At 44.6% G+C, this 17,042-nt stretch carries 17 protein-coding genes; all 17 read right to left on the reverse strand.

The annotated features are described in order from the left end of the window. Positions 1-45 precede the first annotated feature (45 nt). Positions 46-2,562, reverse strand: coding sequence for an SF1B family DNA helicase RecD2 (recD2, locus tag HC026_RS08520; protein ID WP_168925571.1), 2,517 nt, complete (start codon positions 2,560-2,562; stop codon positions 46-48). A 21-nt stretch (positions 2,563-2,583) separates the two neighbouring features. After that, positions 2,584-3,300 carry a tetratricopeptide repeat protein gene (locus tag HC026_RS08525; RefSeq protein ID WP_168925572.1) on the reverse strand — a complete coding sequence of 239 codons (717 nt, stop codon included), beginning with the start codon at positions 3,298-3,300 and terminating at the stop codon, positions 2,584-2,586. Positions 3,301-3,312: 12 nt separating this feature from the next. After that, on the reverse strand, positions 3,313-3,972 hold the full coding sequence (locus HC026_RS08530) for a histidine phosphatase family protein (RefSeq protein WP_168925573.1): 660 nt from the start codon (positions 3,970-3,972) through the stop codon (positions 3,313-3,315). A gap of 118 nt (positions 3,973-4,090) precedes the next feature. Next, on the reverse strand, positions 4,091-5,215 hold the full coding sequence (mnmA, locus tag HC026_RS08535; protein WP_168925574.1) for a tRNA 2-thiouridine(34) synthase MnmA: 1,125 nt from the start codon (positions 5,213-5,215) through the stop codon (positions 4,091-4,093). A 105-nt stretch (positions 5,216-5,320) separates the two neighbouring features. Next, positions 5,321-5,668, reverse strand: coding sequence for a DUF1831 domain-containing protein (locus HC026_RS08540; RefSeq protein ID WP_168925575.1), 348 nt, complete (start codon positions 5,666-5,668; stop codon positions 5,321-5,323). A 1-nt stretch (position 5,669) separates the two neighbouring features. Next, entirely contained in the window at positions 5,670-6,833 is a 1,164-nt protein-coding gene (locus tag HC026_RS08545) for a cysteine desulfurase family protein (protein ID WP_168925576.1), read from the reverse strand. Positions 6,834-6,854: 21 nt separating this feature from the next. Further along, entirely contained in the window at positions 6,855-7,541 is a 687-nt protein-coding gene (locus tag HC026_RS08550) for a 5'-methylthioadenosine/adenosylhomocysteine nucleosidase (RefSeq protein ID WP_168925577.1), read from the reverse strand. Between the two features lie 23 nt (positions 7,542-7,564). After that, positions 7,565-7,873 (reverse strand): hypothetical protein, encoded by a 309-nt coding sequence (locus tag HC026_RS08555; RefSeq protein ID WP_168925578.1) that lies wholly within the window; start codon positions 7,871-7,873, stop codon positions 7,565-7,567. After that, positions 7,874-8,425, reverse strand: coding sequence for an NUDIX hydrolase (locus HC026_RS08560; RefSeq protein WP_168925579.1), 552 nt, complete (start codon positions 8,423-8,425; stop codon positions 7,874-7,876). Positions 8,426-8,442: 17 nt separating this feature from the next. Then, a complete protein-coding gene (locus HC026_RS08565) occupies positions 8,443-8,679 on the reverse strand; it encodes a cold-shock protein (protein WP_168925580.1) in 237 nt (78 codons plus the stop codon). A gap of 296 nt (positions 8,680-8,975) precedes the next feature. Continuing rightward, positions 8,976-11,780: an isoleucine--tRNA ligase gene (ileS, locus tag HC026_RS08570; protein WP_168925581.1), complete on the reverse strand. Its 2,805-nt coding sequence runs from the start codon at positions 11,778-11,780 to the stop codon at positions 8,976-8,978. A 270-nt stretch (positions 11,781-12,050) separates the two neighbouring features. Then, complete coding sequence (locus tag HC026_RS08575) at positions 12,051-12,770, reverse strand: DivIVA domain-containing protein (RefSeq protein ID WP_168925582.1); 720 nt, start codon at positions 12,768-12,770, stop codon at positions 12,051-12,053. Positions 12,771-12,793: 23 nt separating this feature from the next. Beyond that, a complete protein-coding gene (locus HC026_RS08580; RefSeq protein WP_168925583.1) occupies positions 12,794-13,576 on the reverse strand; it encodes a YlmH family RNA-binding protein in 783 nt (260 codons plus the stop codon). Between the two features lie 16 nt (positions 13,577-13,592). Further along, a complete protein-coding gene (locus HC026_RS08585) occupies positions 13,593-13,877 on the reverse strand; it encodes a YggT family protein (protein WP_269814116.1) in 285 nt (94 codons plus the stop codon). Positions 13,878-13,888: 11 nt separating this feature from the next. Beyond that, positions 13,889-14,335, reverse strand: coding sequence for a cell division protein SepF (locus tag HC026_RS08590; RefSeq protein WP_168925584.1), 447 nt, complete (start codon positions 14,333-14,335; stop codon positions 13,889-13,891). Positions 14,336-14,365: 30 nt separating this feature from the next. Next, positions 14,366-15,610, reverse strand: coding sequence for a cell division protein FtsZ (ftsZ, locus tag HC026_RS08595; protein WP_168925585.1), 1,245 nt, complete (start codon positions 15,608-15,610; stop codon positions 14,366-14,368). A 24-nt stretch (positions 15,611-15,634) separates the two neighbouring features. Further along, positions 15,635-16,966: a cell division protein FtsA gene (gene ftsA, locus HC026_RS08600; protein ID WP_168925586.1), complete on the reverse strand. Its 1,332-nt coding sequence runs from the start codon at positions 16,964-16,966 to the stop codon at positions 15,635-15,637. Between the last annotated feature and the right edge of the window lie 76 nt (positions 16,967-17,042).

Genomic DNA, 17,042 nt, shown 5'->3' on the forward strand with positions numbered 1-17,042 from the left:
TTGATATTATCGATTAAACTACTTACACCAAATATTACACTATCACTATTTGTTAGTAAACGATTTAGGCGTGACTTTTCCCATTCCAATCATCGGATCAATTTGACCGCCACTCACTAACGACATGGTTAAAATACCATTATTTAAAATAACCGGTTGTGCTTCAGATTGTTGCTTGCTTGCATCATCAGTTAATGGTTGTTTTACGGACTGTGGCTCAGCCGGATTTTCACCTGATTTTTCGGCTTCCTGCTGTTCGACAAGGGACTCTTGAGTCTCACTGATCGTAGCAGTTAATCGATCAACTAACGCTGTATGACGGTTCACAGACTGGCGCTTAACGCTTTGTTCAAAGGCCGCTTGTTCGCCCAGTAAAATTAGGGTCGACTTGGCCCTGGTAATCGCCGTATACAGTAGATTTCGCTGCAACATCCGCGAGTACTGCATCACCATGGGTAAAATGACCATCTTAAACTGACTCCCTTGCGCCTTATGGATCGTCGTGCAATAGGCAAGTGTCAATTTGTCCCATTCATTTCTCGGGTAAGTCACTTCGGTTTGGTCAAAAGCCACCGTGAGTTTGTCCACCTTATCCGAATTACCACGGGCCTTCGCAAATGTAATCCCCACGATTGAGCCAATGTCGCCATTAAAGACGTTATTTTCCGGACTATTGACTAAGTGAAGTACTTTGTCACCAATCCGAAATTTTTCACCCCGAAATTCGACTTCTTTTTTTCGGGTTTCACTCAGTGGGTTCATAATATCTTGAATGAGTGTGTTCAGCCGAGTAACGCCAGCCGGCCCACGGTACATTGGCGCCAGGACTTGAAAATCATCAGCAGAAAACCCACGTTCTTTGGCCTTACCAACAATTTGTTCAATCACGGAGGGCATCTGATAGGCGTTACAACGAATGAACGATTTGTCAGACTTATTTTGCGTAAAATCTGCTGGCAGCCGCCCCATCTTGACGTCATGCGCCAATGGAATGATGGATGAATCATCATCTTGACGATAAATTGTGTTGAGCTCCATTGCCTTAATTCGGTGACTACTTAATAGGTCAAAGAAAACTTGCCCAGGTCCAACGGATGGCAGCTGGTCCTTATCACCCACTAAAACGACCTGCATCGAGTCTGGAATTGCACGAAGCAACGTCCGGAACAAGTAAATATCAACCATCGACATTTCATCCACGATCAATAAGGAACCTTCCAAGTCTTTGGCTGTAACGTCATCGTTGTTTTCTCGACCCGTAAGGCCTAACAACCGGTGAATCGTACTAGCAGGAAGACCCGTTGTTTCACTCATCCGTTTGGCAGCTCGTCCAGTTGGCGCTGCTAACAATATCGGAAAGGGTTTATCCTTATACTGGTTAATATCCAGGGATAATTCATGTAATTTAGCATATAAGTTAACAATTCCGTTGATAATCGTTGTTTTCCCTGTACCTGGACCGCCAGTTAACAGGAATACATGCGACTGAATGGCCGATAAAATGGCCGATTCTTGTGAGTCATCGTAAGTGATTCCTAAGTTTCGCTCAACGACGCGTATTTGCTTTTCAAGCTTATCGTCATCAAAGTCTTTTAGATCAGAAGCCTGCAAAATTCGGTTAAGATGTTCAGCAGCTTGCCATTCGGCATCATAGAGGCTCTTCAGAAAGATTCGGTTATCTTCACCCACAACTTTTTGTTGCTTGCCCAACTCCACTAGTTGATCCGCAATCAGTTGGGGATCAACCGATTCGTTGCGACTTTCCTGAAGTAACCGAATAGTGCCGTTAAGTAACGGCTCAGCACTAGTAAAGGTGTTGCCATCTGACATTGCAAGTTCACCTAAGGTTTGCAAAAGGCCGGCTTGAATTCGCTGTGGTGATTGGGTACCGATGCCCAACTGTTCAGCAATCTGATCGGCCCTTTTGAAACTGACACCGTTAATATCTTCGACGAGTTGATAAGGATTCTCCTGAATCACTTGTAACGTCTTTTCCTTATAGCGTTCAAAAATAGCACTAGCTAACCGGCTACCAAAACCGTAGCCGTTCAACCCAATGATGATTTGTTCAACGCCATTATTACTGGTTAAATTATCGACCAACGTCTGCTTAACTTCAGTTTTCAAATTAAGCGGATCCAGAACTGAAGGGTCCTGATTAATTTGATCAATGGCGGTCAATCCCAGCAAAGCAACGATTTTTTCGGCCGTCTTCTTACCTAACCCCGGAAAATCATCCCCAGAAAGATACTGAACGATGCCTTCTTTAGTCGTTGGCACCTCGTTTTGATAATTATCAGCCTGAAATTGCTGACCATATTTAGGATGGTCAACCAGTTTGCCAAAGAAACGGTATGGCATATCCTCAGCGACATCCGCAAAGTTACCGGTAACAACGATCTCGTCACCGTGCCAATTAAGGTTGGTAGCAGAAACTTTCACCAGTAATACCTTGTAGAAACTATCGGGGCTTTCAAAAAAAGTTGCCGCCACCGTACCAACAATGTAGGACTGCTGAGGCTGTTGTTCCTCACCAAATAAATTTATATTTTCACTGGCCATTCAGTCCATCCCACTTTCAGCTTAAGCCTTTGATTGATTATCTTTCTTCTGAGTCAGTGCGGCTTGAATATCCGCCAAGCGTTTCTGACCGTTTTCATAATACTTTGAGTCTAACCGTTTGGCTTGCTCGAAATATTCACTGGCGTCTTCTTCCAACACAACGGCAGCAATTCCGCGGTCAAACTGTGCCCGACCGTTCTTCGGGTCACTAGCCAAAGTCTTGTCGTAATACTTCGCCGCGTCCTTAAAACTACCAACCGCCAGTAGATTATCAGCAATCAACTGATTGACTTGTGGATCTTGTTGATGATTTTCCGCCGCAGTCAACGCAAAAGCCAAAGCCGTTTTGTGGTCATTATTCCCCATATAGCTTTGAGCCAGCATCATGTACGCATCACTTTTCAGCTTGGTGTCTTTAACTTGATTAAACTGTTCAATTGCCTTTTGATACTCACCAGCTTCGTAGTAGACGTTGCCCAAGCCGTAAGTTAACGTGTCCTTAGCTGTACGAGATTTATCAGCAAATAGCCCAAGTGCTTTCACCATCAACTCTTCAGCTTGCGTGTAGCTCTTAAGGTTGACCAATAGCGCGCCAAGATCATAGTAGGTATGATAATTATCAGGGTCGTCATCAATTTCTTGAATCAGCCGGTGCATCAGCTGTTCTGATTCTCGCTGTTTTGCCTCTCGTTCAGCCTTTTTCTTGGCAGTTTCTTCTGGGTTATCTGACTTATTCATGTTGTCGCCTCTCTAAATGGTATCTGTTGCATCAAGTTTACGTTTTAAATAATCGGTTTTATTCCATGCGACGAGGTCATAGTGCGCACCTCTATCAAGGGTCTCTAATATTGTGGTAGACGTGTTACTCAACCCGCCTCGATCCCGTAAATGAGCCAACGGTGTGCCTAGCAACGCGTTAATTTCGGCGTTCAAAGCTGCACCATGGCTGACGATGAGGATGTTTTGATCAGCCTCCGGATAGTTATTGACGATCATTGAAATCGCGGGTGTCATTCGATTGATCAGTTCCTGGAAACTTTCCCCACCGATCTCCACCGGTCGATAGTCGGCTGGTGCATTACGGAAAGCGTCAAATTCTTCTGGAAAACGAGTCTGAGCCTCTTTGAACAACATGCCCTCCATTTTACCCAGATGGAATTCTTCCAAACGACTTAATAGACTAAGTTTCGGTCGACCAGGTAAATATTGACGGACTGTCCTAGCGGTATCGCGGGCTCGCTTAATTGGACTAGCATAGATATGGTCAAATTTGAATTGCTTCAAATAAGCCCCCGCCTGTTTAATTTCATCATAACTTTCCGGCAAGAGCGGTGAATCGCCACCAGCTCCCTGGTAGCGTGATTCAAGGTTCCATTCGGTTTTACCGTGCCGCAAAAAAAATAATCTCACTGTACTTCCCTCTTCACTACCAATGGTTTTAAAAAAATAAATCAGTACTATTATGACAGGTTAACATCAAAAAACCAACCCAAGTTCACGAGGAACCTGAGTTGGCTTTTGTCAAAATTTAAACGTATTGAAGCTGACGTTCCTTACTATAAGCAGCGTCAATAATGGCACTCCCTAAGCACTCCTGACCATCGTAGAAAACAACGGCCTGACCCGGCGTAATTGCACGGACAGGATCATCAAATTCTACCGTTACTTTTTGGCCGTCATCTGAAAGATGAACGGTAACGCCAGTGTCAACTTGACGATAACGGAACTTGGCAGTTGCCCGGAAGTCCTGACCGCGGTCAATGTTATTGACCCAGTGAATATCTGAGGCATCTAAATGAGTTGCGTAAAGATGTGGGTTATGATAACCCTTACCAACATAAAGAACGTTCTTCTTTAAATCCTTGCCAATAACGAACCAAGGCTCGTTATCCTCACCGTCACCACCGATACCAAGACCGCGCCGTTGGCCAATTGTATAGTACATTAGGCCAGCGTGTTCGCCCTTAACTTCACCGTCAATCGTCATCATCTTACCGGGTTTAGCTGGTAAGTACTGACCAAGGAAACCCTTGAAGTTCTTCTCACCAATAAAACAGATCCCAACGGAATCCTTCTTGTGAGCAGTTGCCAAGCCAGCTTCTTCAGCGATTCGACGAACTTCTGGCTTAGTGATGTCGCCAATTGGAAACATGACCCGATCCAGCTGTTCCGTGGAAAGCTGACTAAGGAAGTACGTCTGATCCTTGTTTGTATCAACCGAACGCATTAGGTGCATATGACCATCTGCATCGCGGTTTAACTGGGCGTAATGACCAGTTGCAATATAGTCGGCGCCAAGATCCAACGCGTAGTCTAAAAACGCCTTAAACTTGATTTCCTTATTACAGATCACATCAGGATTAGGGGTCCGGCCCTTCTTGTACTCATCTAAGAAATAAGTAAAGACCCGGTCCCAGTACTCCTTTTCGAAATTAACTGAGTAATACGGAATTCCAATTTTAGCAGCAACTTTAGCCACGTCTTTGTAGTCTTCAGTAGCTGTGCAGACGCCGTTTTCATCAGTGTCGTCCCAATTCTTCATGAACACACCGACAACGTCATAGCCCTGCTGCTTTAGGCGCAGTGCAACAACCGACGAGTCAACCCCGCCGCTCATGCCGACAACCACACGTGTTTGGCTGTTGTCTTGCATAAAATCACCATCACTTCATAACAGATTCTGGAGAATCCACGAGTTGAAGGTCGCAAAAATCCAGTATAAATGATAATACACGCCAATGCCTGCTATTGCAAGCGTTTAGTGCTCTGCAGGCACAATGATTTCCCGTTCTGCTAGGTTTTCCATAATGTAATGGAATTGTTCGAGAAAGGCATCCGTCCGTTCCATTTTAAAAATGTTGACTTCACGTAACCCGTTACCAGCCACTGCGGCCATCTTAAAACCGCTTAAGTCTGGGTTGACGGTGACCTTCAGCTCCACGCTGGCGCTGTACGGCGAAGTTGGATCCAGTGAACGTTTCAGTGTAAAGCTGCCGTTTTTACTTTCAGTAAAGCCGACATCTCTGAGTGAAAATTTTTTGATTCCCTTACTGATTGTATAATCTTGGTCATCACCCTGTAGTTTAGCTGTTTGATTAAATGCCATCTTACTTCACCTCACTGCGTGTCTTCACACGAGACACAATTTTTGAAATATTGGTTACCAAAGCCGCGATGTCGTTTTCAGTTGTGTATCGACCGAAACTGATTCGAATCGATTCTGAAATTCGTGGACTATCTTCACCAAACATTGCCGTTAACACGTGCGAAGGTTCGATTGAACCCGCCGTGCAAGCAGAACCACCAGATACCGCGATCCCAGCCAAATCAAGATTAGTCTGCATGACGTATGTTGAAATGCCCTTGACCCAAATATTTAAAACGTGCTGCAAGTTGTCTTTATCCAATGAGCCGTTAACGTCAAAATCAACACCGGCATCGGTTAACCCTTGAACAATTTCTTGCTTAAATTGATAATACTTCGCTTGCCGATGGGCCTTTTCCTCGGTAGTGATCGTCTTTACAGCTGCTGCCATTCCAGCGATTCCTGGCACGTTTTCCGTTCCAGCACGCCGTTTTTCTTCCTGGTCGCCACCCTTAATAAAACTGGGAAAGTTAATTCCGGTCTTACGGTATAGGAAGCCCACCATTTTAGGACCATTGATCTTATGGGCTGACGTCGACAACATATCGATATGGTCGCGTTTAACGTCAATATCAAGCAACCCATATGCTTGAACAGCATCCGTATGGAACCAAGCCTGATGATCCTTCAACAACTCACCAATTTCGTGAATTGGCATGTGGGTACCAACTTCATTATTGCCCATCATAATCGTCACTAGGATGGTATCGTCTCGTAACGCCTGTTTAAAATCTGTCATACTGATTTGACCATTTTCATCAACGGGCAGATACGTTACTTCAAACCCCTGCTCTTCCAGAAAATGCAATGGCTTTAAAACAGCCTCATGCTCAACCGCCGTGGTAATGATGTGTTTTCCTAGTGACTGCCGAGCATAAGCCGTCTGCATAATAGCTGTATTATCGCTTTCGGTCCCGCCACTAGTAAAAATAATATCATCTTCATCCGCATTGATACTCCGGGCAATAATCTGGCGACTGTTTTCCAGCACCGTATGTGCCTGACGACCTAAACCATACAGCGTCGACGCGTTACCATAGACGTTTTGCAGCTTATCCGTCATTTCAGTGAGAACTTCTTCTGAAATGGGGGTTGTCGCTGCGTTATCTAAATAAATTTCTTTCACTTTAAAAACTCCTTTTACACGTTAAGCAGCAAACAACGCTAATAACATTTGAGCTGAACGTTTCCCAGCCTCAATAATAAAGTCATCAAAGCTGACGCCAGCATTCTCATCACCCACGTCAGACATAGCGCGAACCACCACGTATGGCGTGTTGAATTGGTGGGCAACTTGACCAACTGCAGCACCTTCCATTTCGCTGGATAACGCATCCGGGAAATGCTTTAGAATCTCTTCAACTGCTTCGTGACTCGCAATAAACTGATCACCAGAGACGATCAATCCCGTTTTAACGTTCAGACCAGTTGCTTCAGCAGCCTTTTCCAACTTGGCAACCCAAGTGCTGTCAGCATCGAACCGTGCTGGCTGGCCTGGTAGTTGTCCGTAAACGTAATCAAAAGCGCGAGCATCCGCATCATGGTAGGCCGTTTGAGTCGATAACACAACGTCACCAACGTGTAATCCTTCACCGATACCACCTGCAGAACCAGAATTAATCACCACGTCCACGTGGAACTGAGTAATCAGCAATGCCGTCGTCAAACCAGCTTGAACTTTACCAATACCAGAACGGACCAATACCACATCCTGATCACTAATGGTGCCTTCGTAAAACGAAACGCCAGAAATATCGACCACCTTTTCATTCTTCAATGCATTTTTCAGCGTCTCAATTTCTTCATCCATGGCACATAAAATACCATATTTCATATTATTGTCCTCACTTTATTAGGTTAAAATTCAACAAAAAATAGGATCAAAAAGACCGCGATAATTCCCAGAACCAGCCAGAGAATTGCCCAATCCAATCGGTGCTTAAGCCGATTAACTTTGTCCGTGGCTACCGCTTGTTCCTGTTGCTGACCATATTCTGGGTCACTATGCTCTTTAGCGTAACGCTTTTCCGCTTTCAACCGTTCCCGGTCACGGCGATCAAATTCTTCTTGTTTGCGTCGCTGTGCTTCTCGATATGCACTACGGCTCAACGCTTGTTGCTCATCATCAGACCGATGATCATCATTTTGATATGCGATATGCGCCACCTACTTTTTTAATGCCATTATTTCAAAGCGCCATACGGCCATGACCGTTTTAGCATCTTCTATTTCGCCGTTTGCTACCATCGTTTTGAGTTCGTCCAAGGAGTAGGCTTGAACGTTCAAATTCTCACCCTTATCACGAGGCAACTCAGACTTAACCGGCTGCAAATCCGTTGCAAGGTATAACGTCATGTATTCATCAGAAAAGCCGACGGAAGAATAAAAGCCTGCCAGCCGTTCCAAATGATTTGGATGTAGCCGGATTTCTTCGTTCAATTCCCGAATAGCAGCGTGTCTTGGGTCTGCACTGTCACGATCATCCAGTTTACCAGCAGGAATTTCCAGCGTGCTACGACCAATTGGTGACCGCCATTGGCGAACTAAAATCATTTTATTTTCTTTCGTAATCGCCATGACAGCAACTGCACCTGAGTGGTGCACAATTTCACGGTAGGCCTCTTCACCATTGGGAAGTTCAACGGTTTGGCGTTCGACATTAATAATGGCGCCATCGTAAATAGCGTCATGTGCCACAACTTTTTCTTCTAAATTCATCCCATCATCCCTCAACATTATCGCTGGTCTTCAGAATCTGCTTTACTTTCTTCTTGAATTGGGCGCACCCGCGCTGCCTGTGGTCCTTTTTGACCCTCAACAATCACGAATTCAACTTCTTGACCCGGCGTTAACTTTTTGAAACCACCCATTTCAATGCCCGTGTAGTGGACGAAAACCGATTCGCCAGCTTCACTTTTAATAAAGCCAAAACCGCTTTGTTCATTATAGCGTTCTACTTTTCCTTTTATCATCCTGCCACTCCATTCATATTGTCAATTGATTGTTGAATATCTTCATCTCACAGTGGCACTTTTCATTCGTCGCCGGCTAAGCCATCGTGAAGCATCTCCGGTGGATTTAAATGATTTCATCAATGAAATAACTCGCTTTTTATTTTAAACTACCCTGTCACACTAAATCAAGGCAACGGCATGGTGAAAGCTAAACAATTAGAAAAAATTGTAAAATTAATTTTTCCCGTTTGTAGAAAATAAGAACGGGAATGAGACTGCATCGTCTCACTCTCGCTCTTATATGGCACTACATCTTATTTTTCTTCGAAAGCAACCCCAACCGTTTCTGGGAACTCTTTGCGCACAATTTTTGCACAACGATCACAGAAGTGTGGGTAGTCTTTGTCGTCACCCACAGTTTCGCGGGTCATCCGGCAACGTTCGCAAACTTCACCATCAGCTTCGGCAACAACAATGGCAACGCCATCATTGAAGTTTTCAGCATTGGCTGGTGCATCTGCCATTGAGGCAACCGTTAAACCTGATACCAACAGCACCTGACGGACATCGGTATCTAGATCATCTAACAACTTAGTCTGCTTGTCATCGAGGTACAAGGTCAATTTTGCTTCGGAAGCTTTCCCAATCAATTTCTGATCACGAGCTTCTTCCAAGGATTTCAAAACATCGGACCGTAATTCCATGAAGGCGTCCCAATTGGCAACTAGCTGATCTTCATTATTAAAGTGTTGAACAGTTGGCATTTCAGCTAATTGTGCGTAATCTTCAGATTCCTTCAAGAATGGCCAAACTTCTTCTGCCGTATGTGGCAAAATCGGTGTTAACAACTTCGTCATCCCTGCAGCGATGTCATAAAGTACGGTTTGCATCGAACGACGCGAACGGCTGTCCTTAGCATCAATGTACAAGATGTCCTTAGCAAAGTCCAAGTAGAAAGCAGATAGGTCAGAAATCACAAAATTCATTAATTCCTTATAGATATCCAAGAAATCGTATTGATCGTAGTGACCTTTGACACTTTCCACGAACTGGTTAAATTGCGCCAACATGTACTTGTCAGCGGAAGCTAACTCTTCAACTGGCACTGCGTCAGTCTCGGGATCAAAGTCACTGGTGTTGGCCAGCATGTAACGCATGGTGTTTCTGATCTTCTTATAAGCATCAGAAATCTTTGTGAAGGCGTCCATTGAGACCCGGACGTCAGCACTACTATCAACAGAAGCAACCCAAAGCCGAACAATTTCAGCCCCCATCTTTTTAATGACTTCAGCTGGTGCAATCGTGTTGCCCAACGACTTACTCATCTTGTGACCTTCGCCATCAAGAGTAAATCCTTGAGAAAGAATTGCCTTATAAGGCGCATGACCAGAAACCGCAACACTGGTAATCAAGCTTGAGTTGAACCAGCCGCGATATTGATCGGAACCTTCAAGATAGAGATCAGCCGGGTATTCGAGTTCTGGCCGTTCAACTAACACCCCTTGGTGAGATGAACCGGAGTCGAACCAAACATCCATAATATCGGTTTCCTTAGTAAACTGACCGTTTGGCGAGTGTGGTGAAGTAAAGCCTTCAGGAAGCAAGTCCTTCGCATCACGATCGAACCAAACGTCTGAACCGTACTTCTCAAATAATTGCGCCACGTGTTCAGTGGTTTCTGGCGTGATGATGGCCTCACCATCTTCACCATAGAAAATTGGAAGCGGAACGCCCCATACACGTTGACGTGAAATGACCCAGTCGCCACGATCACGAATCATATTGTGCAGGCGCTTCTTGCCCCAATCTGGGAAGAATTGAACGTCGTCAATGGCAGCCAAAATTTCGTCACGCATCTTATCCACCGAAGCAAACCATTGTGGTGTTGCCCGGAAGATAACCGGCTTCTTAGTCCGCCAATCAAATGGATAACTATGTTCATAAGGCATGTAGTCTAACAGAAGATTAGCAGCTTTTAATTTATCCAACGAAATCTTGTTAGCATCATCGTAGAAGACACCTTCAAAATCTGGACCAGCTTCACTCGTCATGTACCCTTTGTCATCAACTGGTACTAAAATTGGTAGATCATATTTTTGACCGACGTAGAAGTCATCTTCACCAAAACCAGGAGCAGTATGGACAAGACCAGTACCTGCATCCAACGTAACGAAGTCGCCAAGCATCGTGACTAACTTTCGGTCAGGATAGAATGGATGTTGCGTCAGAACACGGTCAAGTTCTTTACCCTTGACGGTCTTCAGTGTTTTAACATCTTCCCAACCAAATCGTTCGGCACAATCGTCAACTAATTCAGTAGCTAAAACAAACTTACGATCCTCGCCCTTAGGTTGAACAACGGAATAATCAAAGTTAGCATCCACTGTGATTCCTTCTGAAGCTGGAATCGTCCATGGTGTCGTCGTCCAGACAACCATGTATGTATTGCCGTTTTCTAGGACACCCTTACCATCGACGACTTGTTCGCCGTAGAAAGCGGAAGGTGATGTCACATCGTGGTATTCAACTTCGGCTTCGGCCATTGCTGATTCAGACGACCATGACCAAAAGACTGGTTTCTTACCTTTAAAGATTAAGCCCCGTTTTGCGAAGGCCCCAAAAACACGAACTTCTTGCGCTTCGAATTCTGGTTTTAAGGTCAAGTATGGATCGTCCCAATCACCAGCAACGCCTAAACGCTTGAACTCTTCACGTTGACGATCAACTTGTTCCAAGGCGTACTGACGACATAATTTTCGGAATTCAACCGTCGACATCTTCTTACGATCGTATCCTTGTTGCGTCAGCTTCTGTTCGATTGGCAGACCATGAGTGTCCCAGCCAGGAACATAGGGTGCTCGAAAACCATTCATTGATTTGTAACGCACGATAAAGTCCTTAGAAATCTTGTTCAATGCATGACCCATATGAATATCACCGTTAGCATATGGTGGGCCATCATGTAAGATAAAGGTTGGTTTACCCTCGTTTAATTTTTGTCTCAATTGATACACTTTGTTATCAGCCCAAGCCTTTTGACGTTCAGCTTCTTTGACTGGTAAATTACCGCGCATTTTGAACTTGGTCTTGCCCAAATTCAGTGTGTCTTTTACCCGCAATTAGGGTCCCTCCTCAAATTATCAGATAGTACAAAAAAAGACCTCACCCAAGGGACGAAGTCTTCGTGGTACCACCCAATTTTAGAATCAATAACTCTCTTATCTTAGCCATTAACGGAGCCGACCCGTTCTGACTTACGTTTCAGTCAGACAGCTAGAAGATGATCTGCATATCAGTAGAGGTTACCGGATTTCCATCATCACACCGGCTCGCTGAAACTTACTACTATGCTTTCTGTTCTCCATACCGCTTTAAAGTTTAACTGCAGACTACTGGTTAGAACTGTCATTAGCTTCATCGTCTGGGAAAATAACAACTGTCTCAGTCTGTTGATCGTTGTTGGGATCAACTGGCTGATCAGCATCATAAATCTCTTCTGATGAATCTGACTTATCATTAGCCTGTGATGACGAGTTTACGCCATCATCATTCCCGTTGTCAAGCTTGTTCTGCTTAATGGCTTCTTGAATCTCATCATAGGTTGACGAACCGTCGTCTTTAAGCAAATTATCCCAACTGTCGCTCTTGATTTCTGCTAACTGACTTTCAAGCATCACTTGCAAGCGTTGGCGGAAAACCCGGGTACTCTTCTTTAAGTCATCAGTTTCAACGGCTAAGCTTTGAGCCCGCTTAGAAGCTTCAGACATCAGTTGGTTCGCTTTTTCAGTTGCTTCGCTTACCGTATCAGTAGCCTGTTTCTGTGCTTCCTGATTAATGATTTCAGCTTCTTTTTGCGAGTTAGACTTCACCTTGTCGGCGGCTTCCTGAGCCACAATGATCGATTGATTCAAAGAATCTTTCAAATCATTAAAGTACTTCAACTTCTCTTCAGCAGAAGCCACCTGTTCAGACAGCTTCTTATTTTGATCCAAAGTAATTTGATAGTCCTTAATGATTTGCTCTAAGAAATCATTAACTTCATCAACGTTATATCCCCGTAACTTTGTTGAAAATTCTTTATTGTGAATGTCCAATGGGCTAAGTACCATAGTGTGTTCCTCCCCAATTGCAATTATTTATGCAGCACTGCCAGTGTGACCTTCAGTTTATCCTTTTTAGTCACGCCGTTAACACTGGTTAACCTAACACGGCCGAAGCCACGAACTGAAATGATGTCTTGATGCTCTAATTGGTAATCAGGCCGGTCGAAGTCATTCCAGTTCAGTTGGATTCGACCCGCTTCAATTAACTCTTTAGCGTGGTGCCTGGATAAGTGAAAGCCGGTTGCCACAACATTATCGAGTCGCGTCGAAGAAAGTGTCGTACTTTCCTCCTCCCAAGCATCGATTGGAACCAAATGATTAGCTAAATCCAATTGATTCAGCCGTACTTTGATCTTGCCCATACGGTCAACTTGAGAAACCACGTAGCGACTCATATCCGCAGTGATGAAGAACTGCCAACTATCACCATCAGTGATGATGTCCCCCAGCACGTCCCGGTCAATTCCAGCACCCAATACAGAACCTAGAATCTGTCCGTGCTGCAGCTGTGTAAATTTTCTTGGGTAATCCACTTCAAACAGTTTGATTTCAAAATCAAGGTCTGTGGATTCAACGTAATCGGGATAGATCATGGCACGTTGCATCTCCGCTTGAGGGTAACCTCCCTGAAACTTAAGCTTCAGTTCGGCATCACTATTAACTAGCGTGGATAAAATATACTGCTGCCTCGGATTTAAAAAATGGGTCAAAATTGGCCGATACTCATCACTGGCCTGTTGAATCCAACCCGTGGCACTTTCAATAAAGGGTGCTTCTTCTACTCGAAAATGCTGCGCGATGCGATCAGCCAAAGTCAACTCCTCCTAATTACATTGCCATAAGTCTGAAAATAATCTGTTCGAGATACACTAATCCGCTGCGAACAATGCCGAGAACGAAAATCGCTACTAGCGGTGCAAAACCGATCATACCGATTGTCGCAAAATTGAACCAGCGTTGAAAGGGTTCAACAATTGCTCCCAATAATTGTCCCAATTTGGTTTGATAAGCTCCTGGAAACCAGCTCAATAACGCGTAAACAACAATGGCCATCATGTAAATATCAATTGCTTTACCTAACAACCAAAAAACAAAAGAGACAAATGCGAACAAATCCTCACTCCTTACTTCAATTTCTGGCCTAGAGTGGCCGAGAGATCTCCAGTGATCTCAAAGTTCTTGGGCGTGCACAAAAAGATGGCATCACCAATTCGTTCGATATCACCATCTATAGCAAACACAGTACCCGTCAAAAAATCAACGATCCGGCGAGCATCAGCATCATTAATTCGACTAAAATTCACGATTACAGCTTGCTGATTGAGCAACTGTTTTGCAATTTCTTGAACATCCGCATACAACCTTGGTTCAAACAAGGAAATCTTGCTTGCTGGATTCGCAGTGTTGCGTGAAGCGTTTAACGACACAATTTTATTGTCATCATGCCGCTGGTGCAAATTGTGTGCGAGTGACTGATCAGCTAGCTGTTGCCGAGTGTCTTGGGAGACGTCAGCATCATCTTCGTAATTATCATCCATCCCGAAAAAGCGACTCATACTAAACTTTCCCATAAAAAACGCTCCTTTCGCTATTTATCAAGGCTAATCATTCTTACGACGGTGTTTGAAAAATGGCGGGGTATCAAGACCAGAATCGTCATCCGATGCAGTTGAAGAATCATCGTTGTTAAAGACACTAAAATCGGGTTTTGAAACACCATCGAATTCATTAGAATCTGGTCGACGGGATTCTGTAGACCCTTGGGTTTGACCACTTTGGCCAGCGTTAAAGCTGTCCATCTGGCCTTCCGTGTTTCCACGATGTGCATCGTTGACTGGCGTTGAATCGTCAGCTAAACGACGAGCTGTGCGGCTTTTTGCACCGTTTTTCTTCTTATCAATTCCGGTGGCAATCACCGTAACTCTGACTTCGTCACCTAAATTCTCATCGATGGATGTCCCAAAGATGATGTTGACATCACTAGTCGCTGATTGAGAAACAATTTCTGATGCAGCTTGGGCTTCAAAGAGAGATAAGTCTGGGCCACCAGTAATGTTCAGCAGAACTTGTTCTGCACCATCAATAGAAACCTCAAGCAATGGTGAAGAAATGGCTTTCTTGGTCGCGTCTTCCGTCCGGTTCTCACCGTTAGCAGAACCAACGCCCATTAAAGCAGCACCTTGATCTTGCATCACCGTTTTAACATCGGCAAAATCCAAGTTCACGTAACCAGGGCTTGTAATCAAGTCCGAAATTCCTTGGACACCTTGACGAAGAACGTTATCGGCTTCTTGGAAGGCTTCCATCATTGGTGTCTTCTTGTCAACAATCTCTAATAACCGGTTGTTGGCAATAACAATCAATGTGTCGACGTTTTCCTTCATGGCAGCAACGCCTTCCGCAGCAAAACGAGAACGCTTAGGGCCTTCAAAAGTGAATGGACGAGTAACAACCCCCACCGTCAAGGCACCCTGTTCCTTAGCTAACTTTGCCACTACTGGAGCAGCACCGTTACCGGTTCCACCACCCATACCAGCTGTTACGAATACCATATCAGCACCGGCTAATGCTTCGCTGATTTGATCTTCACTTTCCTGAGCAGCTTTGGCACCAATTTCTGGATTAGATCCGGCACCTAATCCGCGCGTCAATTTAGGTCCTAATTGGATTTTAGTCTCTGCCTTGGAAGCCTCCAAAGCTTGAACATCAGTGTTAGCGACAATAAACTCGACACCCTTAACGTCTTCTGTAATCATTCGGTTAACGGCATTACCGCCACCGCCACCAACGCCAATGACTTTAATATCGGCGCCTCGATTTTGTGTTGAATCTAACGAAAATTCCATTTTTAAATCCCTCCAGTAATCGGGTTATTCAAAGAAATCTGTGAAGAATTTCTTAATTCCCTGTCCACGTTGTTTCTTCGGCTTATTTGTTTTGCTTGCACGACTTTGTACAGTTTGAGTATGGCGAGTATCGCTCACCTCGACAGACTGCTGTGGTTCTGGCCGTTGTTCAACTTGCGAAGCCAATTGATCATTGCCAGCTAATGCCGACTGTACCAGTAAGGCAACTTCGCTCATCTGACCACGGTAATTGACCAATGACAAGGCCTGAGTGAATGACGGGTGTCGAAGTCCCATTTGATCAGGAATGGAAACTCTGACCGGAACATCAAAAACATCCTGAGCTAAATCAGTAATCCCTGGTAAGGCTGCAACACCACCGGTGAGTACGATCCCCCCCGGCAATGATAAGGCGTTAGTGGCATCCAGTTGAGTTTTCAACTTTCCAAGAATCTGCATTAAGCGGGCTTCAATGATCTCAGCTAAATACTTTTCTGAAATATCACTGGGTCTGCTCTGTCCGACAACATCCACCGGAAATTGATTATCTTCCGAAGCACGAGATGAATCAGCAAAGCCGTAATTACGTTTTAACTTCTCTGCATTTTCAATCGAGGTGTTCAAAACCACTGAAATGTCCTTGGTGATGTAGTCGCCGCCCTCAGGATCAACCTCCGCAAACTTCAGACGATGATCATGAATGACAGCAGCGGTACTTTGACCACCGCCCAAATCTAGCAAAACCGTTCCAAAATCCTGTTCGCCATCACTGAGAATGCTTAAGCCTTGGGCGATTGGACTAACCACTGCCAATTGCGCATTCAATCCAGCCTGTTCAACCGCTTTTCTAGTGTTATGTACGATTGTTTTTGGCCCAGTAAAGAGCATCCCGTTCATTTCGAGTCGAACGCCAACCATCGATCTCGGATCTTTAATGCCATCAAAACCATCGACAATAAATTCGTCGGGCACCAGATTAATAATTTCACGCTCTGGTGGCAGATTTTGAATAATTGCCGCAGCAGCGACATCCCTAACATCCTGATCAGTAATTTCACGAGCTTGATCGCCAATGGCAACCATCCCAGTTACTGGTTCGATTTTTAACATATTTGCCGAAATACCCACAATCACATCGTGGATCTGAATGCTGGCCTTTTCTTCAGCAGCCTTTACTGCGCGTTTGATTGCTTCACTTGCCTTATCAATATCCACAATCACGCCACGGCTCAGACCGGCTGCGCGTTCGTTGCCGACGCCCAGCACGTTCAGTTGTCCCTCTAAATACTCTGCCACGATGACTTTAATTGAGGTTGTTCCGATATCAAGTCCTACATACATGCCTGAAGTATCCATAGTAGCAGGAACCTCCTCTGATTTCGATTTAATGAATTCTCATGAAAAAGTCTTAATTTACTTTCCAGTTTACCAC

Origin of the sequence: Secundilactobacillus angelensis (genome assembly GCF_012641075.1) — a bacterium.
Classification (GTDB): Bacteria; Bacillota; Bacilli; order Lactobacillales; family Lactobacillaceae; genus Secundilactobacillus; species Secundilactobacillus angelensis.

What these genes read in the sequence shown, in the direction of transcription:
- recD2 (WP_168925571.1), bottom strand. Translation starts at nt 2,562, where the DNA reads ATGGCCAGTGAAAATATAAATTTATTTGGTGAGGAACAACAGCCTCAG.
- HC026_RS08550 (WP_168925577.1), bottom strand. Translation starts at nt 7,541, where the DNA reads ATGAAATATGGTATTTTATGTGCCATGGATGAAGAAATTGAGACGCTG.
- HC026_RS08525 (WP_168925572.1), bottom strand. Translation starts at nt 3,300, where the DNA reads ATGAATAAGTCAGATAACCCAGAAGAAACTGCCAAGAAAAAGGCTGAA.
- HC026_RS08540 (WP_168925575.1), bottom strand. Translation starts at nt 5,668, where the DNA reads ATGGCATTTAATCAAACAGCTAAACTACAGGGTGATGACCAAGATTAT.
- ftsA (WP_168925586.1), bottom strand. Translation starts at nt 16,966, where the DNA reads ATGGATACTTCAGGCATGTATGTAGGACTTGATATCGGAACAACCTCA.
- HC026_RS08565 (WP_168925580.1), bottom strand. Translation starts at nt 8,679, where the DNA reads ATGATAAAAGGAAAAGTAGAACGCTATAATGAACAAAGCGGTTTTGGC.
- HC026_RS08590 (WP_168925584.1), bottom strand. Translation starts at nt 14,335, where the DNA reads ATGGGAAAGTTTAGTATGAGTCGCTTTTTCGGGATGGATGATAATTAC.
- mnmA (WP_168925574.1), bottom strand. Translation starts at nt 5,215, where the DNA reads ATGCAAGACAACAGCCAAACACGTGTGGTTGTCGGCATGAGCGGCGGG.
- HC026_RS08575 (WP_168925582.1), bottom strand. Translation starts at nt 12,770, where the DNA reads ATGGTACTTAGCCCATTGGACATTCACAATAAAGAATTTTCAACAAAG.
- ftsZ (WP_168925585.1), bottom strand. Translation starts at nt 15,610, where the DNA reads ATGGAATTTTCGTTAGATTCAACACAAAATCGAGGCGCCGATATTAAA.
- HC026_RS08560 (WP_168925579.1), bottom strand. Translation starts at nt 8,425, where the DNA reads ATGAATTTAGAAGAAAAAGTTGTGGCACATGACGCTATTTACGATGGC.